This is a genomic window from Thioalkalivibrio versutus, assembly GCF_001999325.1.
GTDB classification, from domain to species: Bacteria; Pseudomonadota; Gammaproteobacteria; order Ectothiorhodospirales; family Ectothiorhodospiraceae; genus Thioalkalivibrio; species Thioalkalivibrio versutus.
This window is the reverse complement of the sequence record NZ_MVAR01000039.1, coordinates 23,587-42,244: the sequence shown is the minus strand read 5'-3', so window position 1 is coordinate 42,244 and position 18,658 is coordinate 23,587. Positions and strand designations below refer to the sequence as shown.

The following is an 18,658-nucleotide window of genomic DNA, read 5'->3' as shown; positions in this document are numbered from 1 at the left end:
GCCGTGCACGCAATGATCCTGGCCGCCGGGCGCGGCGAACGCATGCGCCCGTTGACCGACCACTGCCCCAAGCCGCTGCTGCCGGTCAGTGGCCGGCCGCTGATCGGCTACACGCTGGATCGTCTGGCGACCGCCGGGTACCGCGAGGTAGTCATCAACCTCGCGCATCTGGGCGAACAGATCCGCGCCACCCTGGGTGAACGCCAGTCAGGCCTCGCCATTCGCTACTCACCGGAGCCAGAGGGTGCCCTGGAGACCGCGGGCGGGATCCGCCAGGCCCTTCCCCTTCTGGGGGAGGAGCCGTTTCTGGTGGTCAATGGCGATGTCTGGTGCGACCACCCGCTGACACCCCCGACGACAATGAACACAGCCGCCGACCGACCGCTCGCGCACCTCGTACTGGTCGCCAACCCCGACCATCACACGCAGGGCGATTTCGCCCTGGACGGGGAGCGGGTGGCCCTGGCGGGGAACGAGTTGCTGACCTTCAGCGGCATCGGCTGGTACGACCCGGCGCTGTTCCGTGATCTGCCACCGGGGCGCCGGGCCCTCGGCCCCTTGCTGCGTCAAGCCATCGAGGCCGGCCGGGTCACCGGCGAACACTACACCGGCGCCTGGCGCGACATCGGCACACCGGAGCGCCTGGCGGCGCTGGACACCGAGCTTGGGGGGCGCTGATCACCCAACGCAGGGGGGATGCGGCCGCTCCGGTCAGGGCTTGATGTAGGTGTAACCGGAGCGTTGCAGGCGGGTCAGTTCCACGATGCCACTGGGAACCACGTCCCTGTCCGATACCTCATGCAGATCGCTGCGTTCGAGCCCGCGCGATTCCAGCGAGTTGCCACACACCAAAAAGCGCACATCCTGCAGCTTAAGGGTGTTCACGGTACTGCGCAGGTCCGGATCGGTACGGGCGTGCTGCAGCAGACTGATGCCGCTGCCATGAGTCAACACCTTGATCTTGAGCGAAACATCATCGGGGCTACCGTCGATGTGATTCTGCAGGTTGCGCAGGGCGTTCAGGTGGAGCTCCAGGTCATCGGTGTTGATGTGATAGACCACCCGCAGCGGCTCTTCGGCCGCCGGCGCCTTGGCGACGGTGCCCATCAATACAGCAGTCGCGCCGCCTGCCGCCAGCATCAACAAGAGCGCCCCGGCCAGGAACCAGCCGGGGCGCAGCACTTGTGGGTCGACTTGCATCGAGACTCCGGCCGTGCCGAATCAGACCTTGATGTAGATCCAGCCTTCCGCCTGACGGCGGGCCGCCTCGGCGACGCCGGAATCAATCAGTTCAGCCTGTGGCAGGATATCCACCTTCTGGCCTTCCTCGCGCGCCAGGCGGTTGAGGGTCTGGGCACAGGCGGTAAAGCGCAGCGTGGGGTACGCCTCCGCCATGCTCGCGACACGTTCCGGATAGGGTGCGCTGTCGGTTCGCAGCATGCCCATCGCGTTGTTGTGCACCACCACCTGCACGTTCAGGTCGCGCCCGACCGTGGCCGCCTCGCGATACATGCTCTCGATGTCGTCCAGCAACTCGTCCACCGCGCGGGTATCCGCCTCGTTAATGTGCAGCAGAATCTGATCGGTTTCGGTAGCCGAAAACACCTGCTGCGGGGCCGCGGCCCCGCCGGGCGCGTTATCGCTGGCAGCCACCTGCGCCAGGGCCCCGGACTCCTGGCCGGGCGCAGCAGCATGGTCGCCCCCGAAGAAGCCGGCATCGCGAGTGATCTCGTATCCACCCAGCGAACCCACGACCAGCGCGAGCACCCCGGCCGCCACCGACGGGAACCAGGCCGAACCTCCACCGCGCGATAACCGGCAACGGCCACCGGTGGTGCCGGCCGCGCGCCCGGCCGGGACGTCTTCGTAGGCCATGTTCACCAGCTCCTTGAGCTGGTGCATGTCGCAGACCTCGCGACTCAGATGCTCACTGGAGGCGATCGTCTTCAGCGTAAACAGACGATCCTCCGGCGAGAACTCGCCGTCCACGAAGGCATTGAGAATCTCCTCGCTGGGTCGATTCTTTGCACTCAGTCGTTCATTCGACATGCCGATTCCTCACTACCTTGAGATAGGGTGTATCGGCCGCTGTCCCCGTGTCGGCCTGCTGCTCCAGCAGCACCTTCTTCAACTGCGCCCGAGCCCGGCTCAGGCGACTCATCACGGTGCCGATCGGTACGTCCAGCACCTCCGAGACCTCGGAGTAGGCAAAACCCTCCAGGTCCACCAGCGCGACCACCTGACGGTGATCGGTACTCAGTTCGGCCATCGCCCGGTGGACATCCGCGACCATGCGATTGCGCTCGGTCTGTTGCTCCGGGCAGTCCTCGCAGGACAGCTCCATGCTGTCCACATCCACCGTGTCCTTCTGCCGCCGGCCCCAGTCGCGGTAACAGTTGGTCATGATGCGGAACACCCAGGCCTTCAGGGCGTTCTCGTCCTGCAACGACTTCAGCCGGGTCAGGGCCTTCATCATTGCCTCCTGCACCAGGTCATCCGCCAGCGCGGCATCGTGACACCACGCGAATGCCATGCGGTACATCTGCGGCCGCAGGTCGCACACCTTCTGACGCAGCCTGCGCTGCGCGAACCAGTTCGCCATGTTGTCGATTCCTCCATCCGCAGGCCGTACGTGCGACCTTGCTTGTTCTTGTACCCTGTAGGACGCTACGGGGCGCGGGGCTATTCCGGCCCCTCCACCGCAGACGCCGCGCATCCCGGGCTTCGTCGATCAGGATACCCAATGCCATTCGATCCGCAACAACTGGAGCGCGCTTTCGCCTTTGACCCCGATACCGTGCGGGATCTGCGCGAGCACTGGGCGCGCCTGATCACCGATGCCGTCTGGGGCGAGCTCAAGACCGGCACCATCGGCGCCGTCCCGCGCCTGCGCAAGCGCCTGCTGGAACTGGGCGAGAACCTGCGCTCCATGCTGTCGGACCGCGCCTGGATCCCGCACGAGCGCGAACGCGTCAAGGGTGCGATGGCCGCCAGCCTCAACCTGCGTGACAGCCTGCAGCAGACCGACCGGGCCGCCAAGCTGCTCAATGGCGGGGCCGACTTCGAAGCCTTCGAGGCCGACTATCTCGCCTTCCGCAAGAGCCTGCTGACCTTCATCGAGCAACACGAACAGATCTGGGGCGATCTTCTGGAGAGCCTCTATGACGACGCACCGGACGACGACCGGGACGAGGACTAGGCCTTGGGCCGCGAGATCCGCGAGGAGCACTTCGGCGCGGCAGACTTTGACCGCTTCCACCAGGCCCTCGCGGACGAGACCGCCCAGCTGCTGAACTGGCTGCGCACGCAACCGCCCGAGGACCCCGCCCCACCCCCGCGGCTGGGCTTCGAGATCGAAGCCTGGCTGTGCGACACCCAGGGGCGACCGCTACCGGTCAATGACGCCTTCCTCGCCGCGATGGACAGCCCGCTGGCCACCCTGGAACTGGCGCAGTTCAATATCGAACTGAACAGCGGCGTCTTCCGCGCCGGTCCCGGCTGCTTCAGCGCCATCCTCGACGAGTTGAACGAGACCCTGCGCCGGGCGCGCCGGGCGGCCCGCCACGCCGGCGCGGAACTGCTGATGGCCGGCAGCCTGCCCACCCTGGAACCGGACGACCTCGGGATCCACCACATGTCGCAGCAGGCCCGCTACCGGGCCCTGAACAGCGCGATCCTGGAACAACGCGCCCAGCGCCCGCTGCAGGTGGACATCGTCGGTCACGAGCACCTGCAGCACCGCCATGCGGACGTGATGCTGGAGGCCGCGGCGACCTCCTTCCAGGTGCATATCGAGACCCGCCCCGAGGTCGCCCACCGCGCCTACAACGCCTCTCTGGTCGCCGCGGCACCGGTGCTGGCCGCCGCCGGCAATACGCCCTACATCTTCGGCCACGACCTCTGGGCCGAGAGCCGCATCCCGTTGTTCGAGCAATCGGTGGAGGTCGGCGGGTTCGCCAACTCGGCGCGTGGCCCGATCCGCCGCGTGACCTTCGGTACCGGCTATCTGCACGCATCCATCGGCGAGTTGTTCACCGAGAACCTCGAGCACTTTCCGGTGCTGTTGCCAGTGGCCCTCGACGAGCCGGCCGATCAACTGGCCCATCTCGCCTTCCACAACGGCACCATCTGGCGCTGGAACCGGCCGATCGTGGGCTGCGACGCGGATGGCCGACGCAGTCTACGCCTGGAGTTTCGCTGCCTGCCGGCCGGCCCGTCGCTGATCGACATGCTGGCCAACACCGCCTTCGCCCTGGGCCTGATCGAGTACCTGGTGGCCGAATCGCCCAACGGAACGCTGGAGACCCCGTTTTCCGAGGCCCGCGACAACTTCTACAATGCCGCCCGCTACGGGCTGGATGCTCGCCTGCGCTGGGGCCATCGCGACCCCGTCCCGGCGCCACGCCTGATCACGCGGGAGCTGCTCCCCCGGGCGGCCGAGGGTCTGGAGCGCCTGGGCATCGACCGCAGCGAACGCGACAACCTGCTTGGCATCATCGCCGCGCGCGTCGCCAGCCGCCAGACCGGCACGCACTGGCAACGCGACTGGGTCGCGCGCCACGGCCGCGACTGGCCGGGCCTGGTCCACGCCTACCGCGGCTGGCAGAACACCGGCGCGCCGGTTCACACCTGGGGACTTTGAGGAAACCCGTGACTCTTTCGATCAACGAATACTTCGAACTACCCGACGGCTTCCTCGAGGCCACGCCCGCCACCCTGCACCAGTGCGTGCCCGGGCCGGCGCTAATCCACCTGGAAGGCCAGCGCGAGCCTGCGGTGGCCGTGGTCCTTCTGCTGCACGGAAACGAGCCGGTGGGCCTGCACGCGGTGCAGCAACTCCTGCGCCACTACACCGGACGCCCGCTGCCGCGCGCGCTGACCCTGGTCGTGGGCAACCCGCAGGCCGCAGCGCTCAACCAGCGCCACCTGGACGACCAGCCGGACTTCAACCGCATCTGGCCGGGGACCGAGCAGGGCGGCTCGCGCGAGGCCGACGTCTTCGCCGAACTCTGCCGGCGCCTGGAAGGACGCGGCCTGTTCGCCGCAATCGACCTGCACAACAACACCGGGCGCAATCCCCATTACGCCTGCATCAACCGTCTGGAGGCGCCGTTCCTCAATCTGGCCGCGCTGTTCGGACGCACGGTGGTCTACTTCACCCGGCCGCGCGGGGTCGCCTCCATGGCACTGGCGCGTATCGCACCGGCCGTGACCGTGGAATGCGGCCACCCCGAGGACGCGGCCGGCGTGGACCACGCGCGCGAGATGATCGATGCAGTGCTGCACCTGGACCACTTCGCCCAGGAGCCGCCGCGGACGGGCGCCATCGAGATCTTCCACACCGTGGCCCAGGTACGGGTGCGCCCCGGACTACAGGTCGGACTGGACGCGCAGCACGACGTCCGCCTGGAACCCGACCTGGACGGCCTGAATTTCCAGCTACTTCCCGCCGGCTCGCGCCTGGTGAATGTGCACGCGGACGCCCAGGACCCGCTGATCGCGATCGCCGAGGACGGTTCGGAGGTGACCGGGGAATATCTGGAGCGGGCCGGTCAGGAGATCCGCCTGAAGCGCCAGGCGATGCCGTCCATGCTCACGCTGGACACCCGCGTGATCGCCCAGGACTGCCTGTGCTACCTGATGGAGCCGCTGACGCTCTGATCCCGCCGCTGTTCGCGACGGATTCGAATCCGGCTCAGGCGTCGCGTTCGACGCGCTCGAGGACCTGGGCGACGTGATCGCCCTTGCGGTAATTCGGGAGGTCGCGCTGCATGTCCGCCAGCGCCTTGTCACGCTCCAGCGCACTGTCATACCAGCGATAGGATTCCCAGTCCGCCCCCAGCAGGTGCGGCATGGAAAGGGTGCTGCCTTCCGGCAGGCGAATGCGGATTCCGTAACGTTTCATGGCGTTCATCCGAGGTTGGTCCCAGTGAGCCGGGCCGGCCGGCGCGCAGTCTAGCCGAGCCCCGAACAGGCGGCAATAAAGCCCTCCGGCGCGCCTATTGGCCCCGGCCGACCACAAAATCGAAATAGTGATCCGCAAAGGGCTCGTCCGCCAGGGTGAAATGCCACCACTCCTGCTCGTAGGGCTCGAAGCCCGCCTCTACCATCAGCCGCTGCAGAAGCATGCGGTTGGCCCGCTGCTGTGCGGAAACACCGTCATCCCCGGGCCAGGAGCGCGGACTGAACCGGTCAAAGCCGGTGCCCATCTCCAGCGCGTCGCCGGAGTCGCGATCAATCAAGGTCAGATCGACCGTCGAGCCACGCGAGTGACTCGACCGGGCCGCGATATAGCCATGCTCGAACAACTCGTCCTTGGCAACTTCCGGGTAATACTGTGCCTGCATCCGGGTATCGCCGAGGTCCTCCGCCCAGTGCACGAAGTGCGCGACGGCCCGCGCGGGCCGATAGCAGTCGAACACCTTGAGACCAAGCCCGAACGCCGCGAGACGTTCCTGCACCCGGGCGAGGGCATGGGCGGCCGGGGACGTCAGGATGCAAACGGGGGACTCGTAACCATCGATCGGTTCGCCCACGAAGTTGTCGTCGCCAAAGTACCGGATCTCCTCGACCAGGTCCGTTACCACGTCACCCGCCGCAACAAACCCTGCCGGGCGCGCCTCAGCAGCGCACGAGACCCCGCCTGCCGCCATTGCAACCAGCAGCCCAAGCCCCGCCAGAATCGTCCGCTTGCTGCGCATAGCGCCCCCTTGCCCACGCCTTCGTCACTGCCAGGATACGCAAAGCCAAAACCGGTAGCAGCGCCCAACACCAAAAAGGGCTGCCGGAAGGCAGCCCTTTTGGAGAATTCGGTGGTGGCTACGCCCTGATTCGAACAGGGGACCCCATCATTATGAGTGATGTGCTCTAACCAGCTGAGCTACGTAGCCACGCGGGCTGCGAATTCTCCGGAGGCCGGCGCATAAAGTCAAGCCAGCGCGGCGCCCGGCGGGGTTCAGATCTGCAGGCGCTCGACCACGCGGCCGTTCTTGAGGTGCTCTTCCAGGATCTCGTCGATGTCGCGTTCGTCCTGGTAGGTGTACCAGACGCCCTCCGGATAGACGACCGCGACCGGGCCCTCGTTGCAGCGGTCCAGGCAGCCGGCCGTGTTCACCCGCACCTGGCCCTTGCCGTGGATGCCCATGGCCTTGGCCTGGTTCTTGGCATAGGCGCGCATCTCGGTCGCCCCGTGGTCCTCGCAACAGTTGCCGTCCTCGCGGCAGTTGGTGCAGAAAAAGATATGGCGCTGGTAGTAGCCCATGGAAGTCTCCGGTGATCCCTGCGACTCATGATAACGCTGCCACTGGCAAAACGGCGGGTGGCAGCGTGCGCTGTCCGTGCATTCAGCGGAAGCGGTAGACCAGGCTGACGTCCGTGATGGTGTCGGTATTCTCCACGCCGGGCTCGACGTCCGTGTTGTGCTTCACGGTGAAGCTGGTACGCAGGGACATCCGGCTGGTGACGTCCGCGGTCAGGGCGAGGATGTTCTCGATCTCGGTGTTGTCGCTGCCGGTCAGGATCAGCAACTCGTCGGTGAGGCGGGCGCTTTCGCTGATCTCCCAGCGGAAGTTGCCGGCCAGGCGGCCGACCGGTTCGCTGTCGGTCTCCCCGGTCGTGCGGATGCGCACCTGGCGCATACCGGCACCGATCTCGCCGTCCAGCTGCACCCGCTCGCCGTCGATCAGGCGCCGACCATAACCAGCCGTGGCCGAACCCTGATAGTCATAGTTGCTAAAGCGGTCACGCTCGTAGCGCAGCGCCCCGAACAGGTAGTCGTGCTCGCCCAGCTTGCGGTCCGCCTGATAGCCGGCGATGTAGCGCTCGCCGGTGGTTTCGTCGTCTTCCTCGTGAAAGTACGCGTCCAGGCGGATGCGATTGCGCCAGTCGACGGTCGTGTGCTCCGCGCGGAAACGGCCCGTGGCCGTGGTGGACTCGGTGTTCCCGGTGGTCTTGGAGGCCCCGAGCTCGATCGTCGATTGCCAGCCCTCGGCCTCCCAGGCCAGGGCCTGCGAGACTGGTATGCTCAGCAGGATGAGCGAGGCAAACGCGGACCCGACGGACCGGAACGAACGCACGAGCATGGGAAACCTCCCGGAAGCGAATAAAGGCGAAACCCTAGCAAAGCCGCTGGGGGTATCGGACCAGCCCCTGAGATTCAGGGGACTTTCCGCCGCGGACCAGTGCGTGCACTGCGGGCTATGCCTGCCACACTGCCCGACCTACGGCTGGCACGGGGTCGAGGGCGACTCCCCGCGCGGGCGGCTGACCCTGATGCAGGGCCTGGCCCAGGGCCGGCTGGAGCCGGAATCCGAACGCCTGCGCAGCCATCTGGAAGGCTGCCTGGGTTGTCGCTCCTGCGAGTTGGTCTGCCCGGCACGCGTGCCCTTCGGGGCACTGATGGACCGCGCCCGCGAGATCCTGACCGAACACCCCGCCACGCCGTCGCGCGGGGACCGCTGGCGCCAGGCGCTACAGCACCAGGCCCTGCTGCACCCAACCCTGCGCAGTCTCGGGGGGCTGACGGCGCGCACTGGCGCCCGCCTGGGTGTAGACCGCCTGCTGCCGCGCGGCGGCTGGGAACGCAGTCTCGCCCACACCCGCGACTCCCTGGCACCCGCCCCCCGGCTGCGAGCGACCGCGACCCCGGAAACGGCCGACGCCTTGCTGTTTACCGGCTGCATGGACCGCTTCTTCACCGGACCCGACCTGGAGGCCGCGCTGGAGGTCCTCGACGCCCTCGGCGTGCGCGTCGCCATCCCGCAGGGCCAGGTTTGCTGCGGAGCGCTGGACCAGCACACCGGCCACCGCGCGGCGGCGCAGGCGCTGCAGGCGCGGAATGGCGAAGCCTTCGGCACCCGCGAGGTGCCGGTGATCGCGCTGGACAGCGGTTGCGAGGCCACGCTGCGCGAATACCCCGAGGGCACTGTGTCGGCACGCAGCCAGAGCCTCACCCGGTTTCTGGCGCAGTGGCTGGACACCAACACCAACGGAGATATCTGGGACGCCACACCGATACGCATCGCGCTGCATCGGCCCTGCACCCTGCGCAACGTCACCCGCGAGGCCCACGAGCTGCCCGCGCTCCTGGCACGCCTGCCTGGGGTCACGCTGGCGCCGGTCGCCGACGCGCCGAACTGTTGCGGCGCCGGCGGCACCGCGATGCTGACGCAGCCGGCCATGGCCGACGACCTGGGCACCGAGACCCTGCAGGCCCTGACCGCCGACGCCCCGGACGCGATCATCAGCCCCAATGTCGGTTGCAGCGTGCACCTGCGGGCGCTGGCCAGCGAACAATCGGGTCTTCCGGAAATCCTGTCACCCGCCCGCTTTCTGGCCCGGCGTCTGAAAAACCACACTCACAACTCCGCCGGGCGCTGATCCCTGCCCGCGCTTGCGGTACCCTTGAGGGGTACACCACGACGCCCCAACCGGACCGGAACCATGCGCCGACTTTCCCCGCTGGACCACCTGATCAACCAGGCCGACGCCTTCGTGAAGGTCGTCTCCGGACAGGCCCGCTCCACCGGCCGGCCCTCCCCGGGTGGGGACGACATCGGGCCGCACCTGGAGGATCACGAACGCGACCTGTCCGCCCGCCTGATGCGGGTCAATCATGCCGGCGAGGTCGCGGCGCAGGGGCTATACCAGGGCCAGATGCTGACCGCCCGCAACCCGGAGATCCGCGGCCACCTGGATCAGGCCTCGCGCGAGGAGGGCGACCACCTGCACTGGTGCGCCCGCCGGGTACACGACCTGGGCGGCCGCACCAGCCTGCTGGGGCCGTTCTGGTACATGGGCTCGTTCGGGATGGGCGCGCTCGCCGGGCTGACCGGCGATGCCTACAGCCTGGGCTTTATCGACGAGACCGAACGCCAGGTGGAACGCCACCTGGACCGCCATCTGGAGCGGTTGCCGGCACAGGACGAGGTCTCCGCGCGCATCCTGGCGCGGATGAAGCAGGACGAGGTGGAGCACGGTGCGCACGCGATGGCACTGGGCGGCAAGGCGCCGCCGTGGCCAGTGCGCAACCTCCTGATGCCGCTGACGTCCAGCGTGATGACGCGCACCGCCTACTGGATCTGACCCGCGACGCGGGGAGCCAGGTGATCACCGCCGCGTGCAACGCCGCGCGGCGCGCACCGACTCAGCCCGGGCGACTCATGTTCTTGCCGTAGAAGATCTCCATCATCTCGTGCTTGAGCAGCTTGGAGATGCGCTTGGCCTCCTTGGCCGAGTAATCATCCTTGCCCAGCCCGAACAGGTAACTGTCCAGGTCGAAGTCCTTCAGTACCATCTTGGTGTGGAACAGGTACTCCTGGTACACGTTTACGTCCACCATCTGGTACTTCTCCTGGGTGTCGCGCGACAGGAAGTCCTGGATGGAGTTGATCTTGTGATCGATGAAGTGCTTCTTGCCGCGCACGTCGCGGGTGAAGCCGCGGACACGGTAGTCCATGATCACGATGTCGGACTCGAAGCTGTGGATCAGGTAGTTCAGGGCGCGCAGCGGCGAGATGCGCCCGCAGGTGGACACGTCGATATCCGCGCGGAAGGTCGCGATCCCACCCTCGGGGTGCGCCTCCGGGTAGGTGTGCACCGTGATGTGACTCTTGTCCAGGTGGCCGACCACCGTCTCCGGCAGCGGGCCGGGGCCTTCGGTGTAGCCGATCTTTTCGGTGGCCACCGGCTCCTCCGAGATCAGCATGGTCACCGACGCGCCCTGCGGATCGTAGTCCTGGCGCGATATATCGAGGATGTTGGCCCCGATCAGGTGGGCCACGTCGGACAGGATCTGCGTCAAACGCTGGGCGTTGTACGCCTCGTCGATGTACGCAATGTATTCATCGCGATGTCGGTCACCCGAGGCATAGCAGATATCGTAGATATTGAAGCTCAGGCTCTTGGTCAGGTTATTGAAACCGTGGAGCTTGATCTGCTTCTTGTGACGAGGCATGGCGTGTCCTCTTGGCCCGGGCCGCAGCGAGCGGCGAATTGTAGACGCCCCGGCCCGCAAGTCCAAGGACGGACCCAGGGAGACGCGGCTTCAGCGCGGCGCCGGCCCCTCGATGATCTCGAAGTCGTGGGTCACCTTCGCCGAGGCCCCCAGCATCAGCGAGGCCGAGCAGTACTTCTCGGCCGAGAGCCCCACCGCACGCCCGACCTGCTTCTCCGACAACGCGTGGCCGTACACACGAAAATGCACATGGATGTCGGTAAAGACCTTGGGCACGGTCTCCGCCCGCGTGCCCTCCACGGTCACCTCGCAGTCCAGCACCTGCTGGCGCGCCTTCTTCAGCATCGCAATCACGTCGAAGCTGGTACAACCGCCCATCCCCAACAGCAGCATCTCCATCGGGCGTGCGCCCAGGTTGCGCCCGCCGGCATCCGGCGCCCCGTCCATCACCACCGCGTGGCCACTGTCGGTCTCGCCGACAAAGGCCACCTGATCCAGCCATTTCACTTTCACCTGCATCGGGCTTGTCCTTTCACACTGTTGGATGGAGAAATCCACGCCTATACTCGGGTAGAACTCTACTCAGGGCGGACCTGCTGCACAAAACAGGGCCCTGCCGGCGGATTTTGTGAACGGTGCCAGTTACCCCGGGGTGCAGGGCACGGATGCTGCATTACACTGGCGCTCATCTTCAGGAAGCTGATATCGGACGTGACCATGGAAGCCTTGAACAACCCGTTCATTTACCGCCCGGCGCAGCCATCGCCCGCGCTGGAGCGTTTCCTCGGCTACTGCCACCGGCGCCAGTACCGCAAGCGCACCACGATCATTCACTCGGGCACCGTACCCGACACACTGTATTACGTGGTCAGTGGTTCGGTCTCGGTACTGGGCGAGAACAACGGACATGAGCTGGTACTTGCCTACCTGAACAAGGGCGAGTTTTTCGGCGAGCTGGGCATGTTCGAGGACGACCCGCGCAGCGCGACGGTCACCACCCGCGAGGACACCGAGACCGCGGAGATCCCCTACACCCAGTTCCGCGAGATCGCCCAGCGCGACCCCGAGATCCTGATGCTGCTCACCAGCCAGATCGCGGCCCGCCTGCGTCAGACCTCGCGCAAGGTGATGGACCTCGCGTTCGTGGATGTCACCGGACGCATCGCCCACACCCTGCTGGACCTGGCCCAGCAGCCCGACGCGATGACTCACCCCGACGGCATGCAGCTGCGCATCACCCGGCAGGAGATCGCGCGTATCGTGGGCTGCTCGCGCGAGATGGCCGGACGCGTGCTGAAGGATCTGGAAGAACGCGGCCTGATCACCGCCCACGGCAAGACCATCGTGGTGTTCGGCACCCGCTGACACGAGCCCGCCCGGGTCGGGCCCGCGGGGCCGTTATTCGCCGCGGAACAGCCGGCCCAGGGCCGCGCCCGGGTCCTCGGTGCGCATGAAGGCCTCTCCCACCAGAAAGGCATTCACCCCGGCCGCCTGCATGCGCGCGACATCCTCGCGCGTGTGGATGCCGCTTTCGGTCACCAGCAGGGCCTCCTCCGGCACCTGATCCTTCAACTCCAGCGTCGTCTCCAGCCGCGTCTCGAAGCTGTGCAGGTCGCGGTTGTTGATGCCGATCAGGTCGGCCCCGATGCGCTTGGCCCGCTCCAGCTCCTCGGCGTCATGTACCTCCACCAGGGCATCCATGCCCAGCTCGCGGGTCAGGAAGAAGAGCTCGTGCAGCGCCGTGTCATCCAGCGCCGCCGCGATCAGCAGCACGCAATCCGCACCCAGCACCCGCGCCTCGTAGACCTGGTAGAGATCAATCACGAAATCCTTGCGCAGGATCGGGATCGTGCAGGCCACACGCGCGTCGCGCAGGTCGCCGTCGCGTCCCTTGAAGAAGTCCACGTCGGTCAGCACCGACAGACAGGTCGCACCATGCTCCTCGTAGCTGCGCGCAAACGCCTCGGGGTTGAAGTTCGGGCTGATCTGGCCCTGGCTCGGGCTGGCCTTCTTGATCTCCGCGATCACCGCAGGGCGCCCGGCGTCGATATCGCGCTGCAGGGCCGCGCGAAAACCACGCGGCGCCGGGGCGGACCCCATCCAGCCGCGCAACTCGCGCAGTGGCCAGTACACCTCGCGTTCCTTCAGCTCCTCGCGCTTGCGCTCCAGGATGCGCTGCAGGATGTCGGGTACTGCGTTGCCTTCACTCATTGTGCTTCCTTGTTTGCCAGTCTTGCGCTGGTCGCTTGCAGGCGCTCCAGCCGTTCGCGCGCCGCGCCGGAATCGATCGCCCGGGCGGCGGCCTTGATCCCCGCTGGGAGTGTGTCCGCCCCGCCACCGGCGTAGATCGCCGCCCCGGCATTCAGCAGCACGATGTCGCGTGCCGCACCCGCCTGTCCGTCCAGCACGCCGCGCAGCATGCTGGCCGAGGCCTCCACGCTGTCGACCCGCACCGCATCCAGCGCCGTGGTGGTCAGCCCGAAATCCTCCGGACGGATGGTGTATTCGCGGATCTCGCCATCCTGCAGCTCCGCCACCCGGGTCGGCGAGGCGATGCTGATCTCGTCCAGACCATCCTCGGCATGCACCACCAGGACGTGCTCGCTACCGAGCCCCTTCAGGGCCTCGGCCAGCGGGCGCACCCAATCCTGGGAAAACACGCCGAGCACCTGATTCGGCGCCCCGGCGGGGTTGGTCAGCGGCCCCAGCACATTGAACAGCGTACGCACGCCAAGTTCCTTGCGCGGACCGATCGCGTGCTTCATCGCGCCGTGGTGGGCGGGAGCGAACAGGAAGCCAACACCGACCTCGTCGATGCAGGTCCCCACCGCTGCCGGCGACAGGCCCAGCGAGATCCCCAGCGATTCCAGCACGTCGGCACTGCCGGATTTCGACGACACCGAGCGATTGCCGTGCTTGGCGACCCGCACGCCGCCCGCCGCCGCCACCAGCGCCGCGGCGGTGGAGATATTGAAGGTGCCCGAGGCATCGCCGCCGGTTCCGCAGGTATCCACCAGCCCGGTACGCGGCACATCCACGCGCGTGGCCAGCGAGCGCATCACGCCGGCAGCCGCGCGGATCTCCTCGATGGTCTCGCCCTTCATGCGCAGGGCCACCAGGAACGCGCCGATCTGGGCATCCGTGGCCTCGCCGGTCATCACCGCCTGCATCACGGCGGTCATGGTCGCCTCGTCCAGGTCGCGGCGCTCGATGAGGGCCGCTATCGCTTGCTGCACGGTCACGGGCTTGCTCCTGCGGAAATTCGAAGCGGCTAGTGTAACGTCCGCGCGGTGCCCGCACGACCACCGCCCGGCGCGACCAGCCAGGCGGCCAGTGCCAGGGCCCAGAGCAGCAGCGCCGCGAGGACCAGACGCCCCATGGCATCGTCCAGCCAGTCGACCAGGAACAGCGCCAGCAGCGCGCTGAAGCCCAGCTGCACGAAGGCCTGCATGGCCGCAGCCATGCCGCGCGCGCCGGGGTAACAATCCAGCGCCAGCAGGGTCAGCGACGGCATCGCCGTGGCCAGGGCGAAGCTGTATAGCGCGAACGGCCCGGTGATCGCGGCCACCGGGCCGTCGGCCAGCACCGCCAGGCCCACCAGCGCCAGCGACAGCCCAGACAGCCCGAGCCCGATCGCCACGGCCCGCTGCGGGCTCACCACCCCGGCCACGCGCCCGGCGACGAAGCCGCCCACCACCAGCCCGGCGACCAGCGGCCCGAACAACCACCAGAAGTCCTGTTCCCCGCCTTGCAGGTGCTCGTAGATGATGGTCGGGGACGCGGCAATGAACAGGAACATCGCCCCGAACATCCCCGCATGGACCGCGACCGGGAACAGAAACGCCGGGTTGTGCAGCGTGCCCAGGTAGCCCCGGATGACCGGACGCGGGTGACTGGAGACGCGGCCGACCGGCGGCAGGGTCTCCGGCATCCAGGCGCGCACCGCCAACAGCAGGAAGACGCCGTAGAGTGTCAGGAAGGCGAACACCGAACGCCAGCCAAACGCCGCCTGCAACCAGCCGCCGATGATCGGCGCGGCGGCCGGCCCGATCGCGAACATCATGGTGACCAGCGCGAACACCCGCCGCGCGTCGGTGGGATCAAAGCGATCGCGGATCAGCGCTCGCCCGACCACCACCCCGGCCGCCGCCGCCAGCCCCTGTCCCATGCGCAACGCCAGCACCTGCCAGTACTCCATCGCGAACACCAGCAGCACCGAGGTCAACACGTAGGCCAGCAGGGCCCACAACACCACCGGGCGCCGGCCATAGGCATCCGACAGCGGGCCGGCAATCAGGGTGGCAACGGCGAACGCGACCAGATAGGCGGACAGCGTCGCCTGCATCGCCACACCATCGACGGCCAGGGCCTCGGCCATCGCCGGAAACGAGGGCAGATAGGTATCCAGCGAGAACGGCGCCAGCATGGACAGCGGCGCTACCAGCAGGGCGAAGCGCAGCCGCGTGCGGCGTTCCGTGGCGGCGCCCCTCAAGCGAGGCATGCGCGCCGGAATCGAGAGTGAACACCGGTCGGGCACGACCCGCGAGAGGCCGCCGCGCGAGCGGTGGGAGCCGCAATACCGCCAGCAGGCGCGGCCAGGCGAACCCCACCTGCCGTCCAGAACAAGCAGTAAGGGCCGCGTGGAAAGGTGTCTATTGACCTGCGCTTCACGCCGGCTGGGGCAGGCGACTCAGGAAGTTGCCGAGCAGTTCGTGCCCCTGGCGGGTCAGGATGGATTCCGGGTGAAACTGCACGCCCTCGACATCCAGCTCGCGATGACGCAGGCCCATGATCTCGTCGCGCGAGCCGTCTTCGCGCTGGGTCCAGGCAGTGACCTCCAGACATTCCGGGAGGCTTGCGGCCTCGACCACCAGCGAGTGATAGCGCGTGGCCTCCAGCGGATTCTCCAGCCCGGCGAACACCCCGACCCCGGTGTGATGCACCGGCGAGGTCTTGCCGTGCATGATCTCGCGCGCCCGCACCACGCGGCCACCGAAGACCTGGCCGATCGCCTGGTGCCCGAGGCAGACCCCGAGGATCGGGATCTCGCCGGCAAAGCGCCGGATCACCTCCAGCGACACCCCCGCCTCGTTCGGCGTACAGGGGCCGGGGGAGATCACGATACCGGTGGGGTCGAGCTCCGCAATCTGTTCCGGAGTGATGCAGTCATTGCGGTGCACCACCACCTCCGCCCCCAGCTCGCCCAGGTACTGGACCAGGTTGAAGGTGAACGAGTCGTAGTTGTCGAGCATCAGGATCATGGCGAACGTCCCTGGAGGCCGAAAGAAACGGGCAGACGAATAAAACCGAGGTCATGCGCACCCAGGCAGGGACCAAGCATACCCCGGGTCCCGAGTGGTTGCGCCGCAACCGCAATCGCGCTGACGAAACCGCGCGCCTTCATCGCGGCAGCAATAGCGCCACCAGCAGGGTGCCGTCGGCGGCCTCCAACCGGTGCCCGCCAGGGCTGGGCAGGGTATGCGCCCGTCCGCGCAGGGCCGGGAGGCGGTTCATGTCCTGGCTAGCGGCATCCACCCACGGGTCGGCCAGGCGCACGACCGAGACATAGCGGATGGGCGGATGCGCCTGCGTGTTCAGCCACTCCAGATGCATCGCAGCCGGCGAACCACCCTCCGGGCCCCACAGCCCTTCGCGCCGGTGCAGCCCCTGCACGCCGGCGAACGGGGCGTACAGCCCCAGCGGGGAATCGGCCAGCGCATCCGTCACCGAACGCGCCAGCGCGGACCAGCCGCCCCCCGCATGCGGCGCGGAGAAGGTCACCAGGGTGGAGATGGCCGGGTGCGGCTGACGCACCAGCAGCTCGCGCGCCACGACCCCGCCGGTGGAATGCCCGACCAGCACCAGCTCGCGGCCGGGGTGGCGCCGGGTCAGACCATCGACCACCTGGCCGAGCGCCCGCGCCCGTTCCGGTGGAGCCACAGCGGTCGGCAGATCCACGGTATAGAACTGGCGTGCGGCGGGGTCGGGAGCTCGCTCGAAGTGCGCAGCGCCCACGTTTGCACGGGCACGCCCGCCATCGGCATAGCCGGCGGCGTTCAGGGCCGCGGTGAACCCAGCCTGGCGAAAACCGTCGCCGCGATCCCAGCCCCCGGGTACCAGCACCACGATCTGCGCCGCCGCCAGCCCCGGCAACAGCCAGAGCCCGAGCACCAGCAACAGGATGCGAAGGCCACCGCACCGCATGACCGGCCCTCAGTCGCGGTGGCGCCGGGGCCCCAGACCGCCCAGGGCGGTCTCGGCCGCACGCACCACCGCGCGCCCCTTGTTCAGGGTCTCCTGCCACTCGTTTTCCGGCACCGAGTCGTGGACTACACCGGCCCCGGCCTGGATGTGCAACTCACCGTCGTGCAGCACGGCGGTGCGGATCGCGATCGCGGTGTCCATATTGCCCGACCACGAGAGGTACCCCACCGCACCGGAGTAGGGCCCGCGCTTGACCGGTTCCAGCTCGTCGATAATCTCCAGCGCGCGGATCTTCGGTGCCCCCGAGACGGTCCCGGCCGGGAAGGTCGCGCGCAGGACATCCATCGGCGAGTGGCCCGGGGCCAGCCGCCCCTCCACGTTGGAGACGATGTGCATCACATGCGAGTAGCGCTCGATGCTCATGGTGTCAGTCACCTCCACCGAGCCGATCTCACAGACCCGGCCGACATCGTTGCGCCCCAGATCGATCAGCATCAGGTGCTCGGCACGCTCCTTTGGATCCGCCAACAGTTCGGCCTCCAGCGCGCGATCTTCCGCCTCGGTACGCCCACGCGGGCGGGTGCCGGCGATCGGACGCACGGTCACGCAGTCGTCCTCCAGGCGCACCAGGATCTCCGGGGAGGCCCCGACCACGTGGTGATCGTCCAGGTCGAGGTAGTACATGTAGGGCGACGGGTTCAGCGCCCGCAGGGCCCGGTAGAGGTTCAGCGGCGGTGCGGAGAACGGCACGCTCATGCGCTGTGCCAGCACCACCTGCATCACGTCGCCGTCCATGATGTATTCCTGCGCCCGCTTGACGGCGGCCTGATAGCCCTCGGCCGACCAGCCGGACACATACTCCGGCACCGCGTGTGGATGCGGCGGATCCTCCGGCGGTACCAGCGGCTCGCCCAGGCGGGTCTCCAGCTCGTCCAGGCGGGCGGCGGCCACGGCCTGGCCACCGGCCTGGGTCGTATCCGCATGGACCACCAGATACAGCCGCCCGGAGAGGTTGTCGTAGACCACGACCTCCTCGGAGACCATCAGCAGGATATCCGGCAACCCCAGGGCATCCGGCTTCTCCGGCCCCTCCAGGCGCGGCTCGATCAGGCGCACGGTCTCGAACCCGAAATAGCCGACCAGGCCACCGGTGAAGCGTGGAAGCCCCGGCAGCTCCGCGGCCTTGAAGCGCGCCTGATAGGCCTCGATCCAGGCCAGCGGGTCCGTCTCGGTGGTCTGCTCCATCACCGCGCCGTCGGTCTCCACGGTGATGTCGTGGCCATGCACGCGCACCAGGGTGCGCGCCGGCAGGCCGATGAAGGAATACCGCCCCCAGCGCTCCCCGCCCTGCACGGACTCGAACAGGTAGGAATACGGCCGGTTGGCCAGCTTGAGGAAGATGGACAGCGGGGTCTCGAGATCCGCCAGGACCTCGCGCACCAGCGGGATGCGGTTATAGCCCTCGCGGGCCAGCTGGTCGAACTGTTCGGGGGTCATCAC

At 67.7% G+C, this 18,658-nt stretch carries 22 protein-coding genes and 1 tRNA gene; 7 read left to right on the top strand and 16 right to left on the bottom strand.

Annotation, left to right across the window (positions count from 1 at the left end):
* Positions 1-3: 3 nt before the first annotated feature.
* A complete protein-coding gene (gene murU / locus B0684_RS12795) occupies positions 4-678 on the top strand; it encodes an N-acetylmuramate alpha-1-phosphate uridylyltransferase MurU (RefSeq protein ID WP_026313001.1) in 675 nt (224 codons plus the stop codon).
* A 33-nt stretch (positions 679-711) separates the two neighbouring features.
* Here murU and B0684_RS12790 read toward each other — a convergent pair whose 3' ends face one another.
* Genes B0684_RS12790 through B0684_RS12780 form a run of 3 tightly spaced genes read right to left on the bottom strand, consistent with a single transcriptional unit; the run spans position 712 to position 2,602 of the window.
* A complete protein-coding gene (locus tag B0684_RS12790; protein WP_018168973.1) occupies positions 712-1,200 on the bottom strand; it encodes a DsrE family protein in 489 nt (162 codons plus the stop codon).
* A gap of 21 nt (positions 1,201-1,221) precedes the next feature.
* Positions 1,222-2,049 (bottom strand): DsrE family protein, encoded by an 828-nt coding sequence (locus B0684_RS12785; protein ID WP_018649627.1) that lies wholly within the window; start codon positions 2,047-2,049, stop codon positions 1,222-1,224.
* The gene (locus tag B0684_RS12780; RefSeq protein WP_018145185.1) at positions 2,039-2,602 is read right to left on the bottom strand and encodes an RNA polymerase sigma factor; all 564 of its coding nucleotides are present in this window, start codon (positions 2,600-2,602) and stop codon (positions 2,039-2,041) included. Before B0684_RS12780 ends, B0684_RS12785 begins: the two co-directional genes overlap by 11 nt.
* Before the next feature lie 141 nt (positions 2,603-2,743).
* Here B0684_RS12780 and B0684_RS12775 point away from each other — a divergent pair, with 141 nt between their 5' ends.
* The 3 genes from B0684_RS12775 to B0684_RS12765 are packed head-to-tail and all read left to right on the top strand — an operon-like array spanning position 2,744 to position 5,661.
* Positions 2,744-3,199: a hypothetical protein gene (locus B0684_RS12775; RefSeq protein WP_018145184.1), complete on the top strand. Its 456-nt coding sequence runs from the start codon at positions 2,744-2,746 to the stop codon at positions 3,197-3,199.
* Between the two features lie 3 nt (positions 3,200-3,202).
* Complete coding sequence (locus B0684_RS12770) at positions 3,203-4,642, top strand: glutamate--cysteine ligase family protein (protein WP_018168970.1); 1,440 nt, start codon at positions 3,203-3,205, stop codon at positions 4,640-4,642.
* Positions 4,643-4,650: 8 nt separating this feature from the next.
* On the top strand, positions 4,651-5,661 hold the full coding sequence (locus B0684_RS12765) for a M14 family metallopeptidase (protein WP_018168969.1): 1,011 nt from the start codon (positions 4,651-4,653) through the stop codon (positions 5,659-5,661).
* Positions 5,662-5,695: 34 nt separating this feature from the next.
* On the opposite strand, the gene B0684_RS12760 is transcribed toward B0684_RS12765, so the two are convergent.
* The 5 genes from B0684_RS12760 to B0684_RS12740 form a co-directional block, all read right to left on the bottom strand.
* Positions 5,696-5,905 carry a hypothetical protein gene (locus tag B0684_RS12760; protein WP_018168968.1) on the bottom strand — a complete coding sequence of 70 codons (210 nt, stop codon included), beginning with the start codon at positions 5,903-5,905 and terminating at the stop codon, positions 5,696-5,698.
* Between the two features lie 94 nt (positions 5,906-5,999).
* A complete protein-coding gene (locus B0684_RS12755) occupies positions 6,000-6,701 on the bottom strand; it encodes a M15 family metallopeptidase (protein WP_018649626.1) in 702 nt (233 codons plus the stop codon).
* Positions 6,702-6,813: 112 nt separating this feature from the next.
* Positions 6,814-6,890, bottom strand: a tRNA-Met gene (locus B0684_RS12750).
* A 65-nt stretch (positions 6,891-6,955) separates the two neighbouring features.
* Positions 6,956-7,261 carry a (2Fe-2S) ferredoxin domain-containing protein gene (locus B0684_RS12745; RefSeq protein WP_018168966.1) on the bottom strand — a complete coding sequence of 102 codons (306 nt, stop codon included), beginning with the start codon at positions 7,259-7,261 and terminating at the stop codon, positions 6,956-6,958.
* Positions 7,262-7,343: 82 nt separating this feature from the next.
* On the bottom strand, positions 7,344-8,081 hold the full coding sequence (locus tag B0684_RS12740; RefSeq protein ID WP_018168965.1) for a DUF481 domain-containing protein: 738 nt from the start codon (positions 8,079-8,081) through the stop codon (positions 7,344-7,346).
* 103 nt (positions 8,082-8,184) lie between these two features.
* Here B0684_RS12740 and B0684_RS12735 point away from each other — a divergent pair, with 103 nt between their 5' ends.
* Positions 8,185-9,378, top strand: coding sequence for a (Fe-S)-binding protein (locus tag B0684_RS12735; RefSeq protein ID WP_018168964.1), 1,194 nt, complete (start codon positions 8,185-8,187; stop codon positions 9,376-9,378).
* Between the two features lie 63 nt (positions 9,379-9,441).
* Positions 9,442-10,083, top strand: a complete 642-nt coding sequence (gene coq7, locus B0684_RS12730) for a 2-polyprenyl-3-methyl-6-methoxy-1,4-benzoquinone monooxygenase (RefSeq protein WP_018168963.1) — start codon at positions 9,442-9,444, stop codon at positions 10,081-10,083.
* A gap of 61 nt (positions 10,084-10,144) precedes the next feature.
* Here the strand turns inward: coq7 and speD are convergent, their stop codons facing one another.
* Together speD and B0684_RS12720 are read right to left on the bottom strand one after the other, a co-directional pair.
* On the bottom strand, positions 10,145-10,954 hold the full coding sequence (gene speD, locus B0684_RS12725; protein ID WP_018145175.1) for an adenosylmethionine decarboxylase: 810 nt from the start codon (positions 10,952-10,954) through the stop codon (positions 10,145-10,147).
* Between the two features lie 90 nt (positions 10,955-11,044).
* The gene (locus B0684_RS12720) at positions 11,045-11,473 is read right to left on the bottom strand and encodes an OsmC family protein (protein WP_018168962.1); all 429 of its coding nucleotides are present in this window, start codon (positions 11,471-11,473) and stop codon (positions 11,045-11,047) included.
* Positions 11,474-11,671: 198 nt separating this feature from the next.
* On the opposite strand from B0684_RS12720, the gene crp reads away from it, so the two are divergent.
* Positions 11,672-12,319 (top strand): cAMP-activated global transcriptional regulator CRP, encoded by a 648-nt coding sequence (crp, locus tag B0684_RS12715; protein ID WP_018145159.1) that lies wholly within the window; start codon positions 11,672-11,674, stop codon positions 12,317-12,319.
* Between the two features lie 33 nt (positions 12,320-12,352).
* On the opposite strand, the gene trpC is transcribed toward crp, so the two are convergent.
* The 6 genes from trpC to trpE all read right to left on the bottom strand — a co-directional run bounded on the left by trpC (position 12,353) and on the right by trpE (position 18,655).
* Positions 12,353-13,165, bottom strand: coding sequence for an indole-3-glycerol phosphate synthase TrpC (trpC, locus tag B0684_RS12710; protein WP_018145158.1), 813 nt, complete (start codon positions 13,163-13,165; stop codon positions 12,353-12,355).
* On the bottom strand, positions 13,162-14,196 hold the full coding sequence (gene trpD, locus B0684_RS12705; RefSeq protein WP_018168961.1) for an anthranilate phosphoribosyltransferase: 1,035 nt from the start codon (positions 14,194-14,196) through the stop codon (positions 13,162-13,164). The genes trpC and trpD overlap by 4 nt, the downstream gene beginning before the upstream one ends.
* 29 nt (positions 14,197-14,225) lie before the next feature.
* Positions 14,226-15,455, bottom strand: a complete 1,230-nt coding sequence (locus B0684_RS12700) for a multidrug effflux MFS transporter (protein WP_018168960.1) — start codon at positions 15,453-15,455, stop codon at positions 14,226-14,228.
* 166 nt (positions 15,456-15,621) lie between these two features.
* Complete coding sequence (locus tag B0684_RS12695; RefSeq protein ID WP_018168959.1) at positions 15,622-16,215, bottom strand: anthranilate synthase component II; 594 nt, start codon at positions 16,213-16,215, stop codon at positions 15,622-15,624.
* A gap of 139 nt (positions 16,216-16,354) precedes the next feature.
* Positions 16,355-17,158: an esterase/lipase family protein gene (locus B0684_RS12690; RefSeq protein WP_018168958.1), complete on the bottom strand. Its 804-nt coding sequence runs from the start codon at positions 17,156-17,158 to the stop codon at positions 16,355-16,357.
* Positions 17,159-17,167: 9 nt separating this feature from the next.
* Positions 17,168-18,655, bottom strand: a complete 1,488-nt coding sequence (trpE, locus tag B0684_RS12685) for an anthranilate synthase component I (RefSeq protein WP_018168957.1) — start codon at positions 18,653-18,655, stop codon at positions 17,168-17,170.
* Positions 18,656-18,658 lie beyond the last annotated feature (3 nt).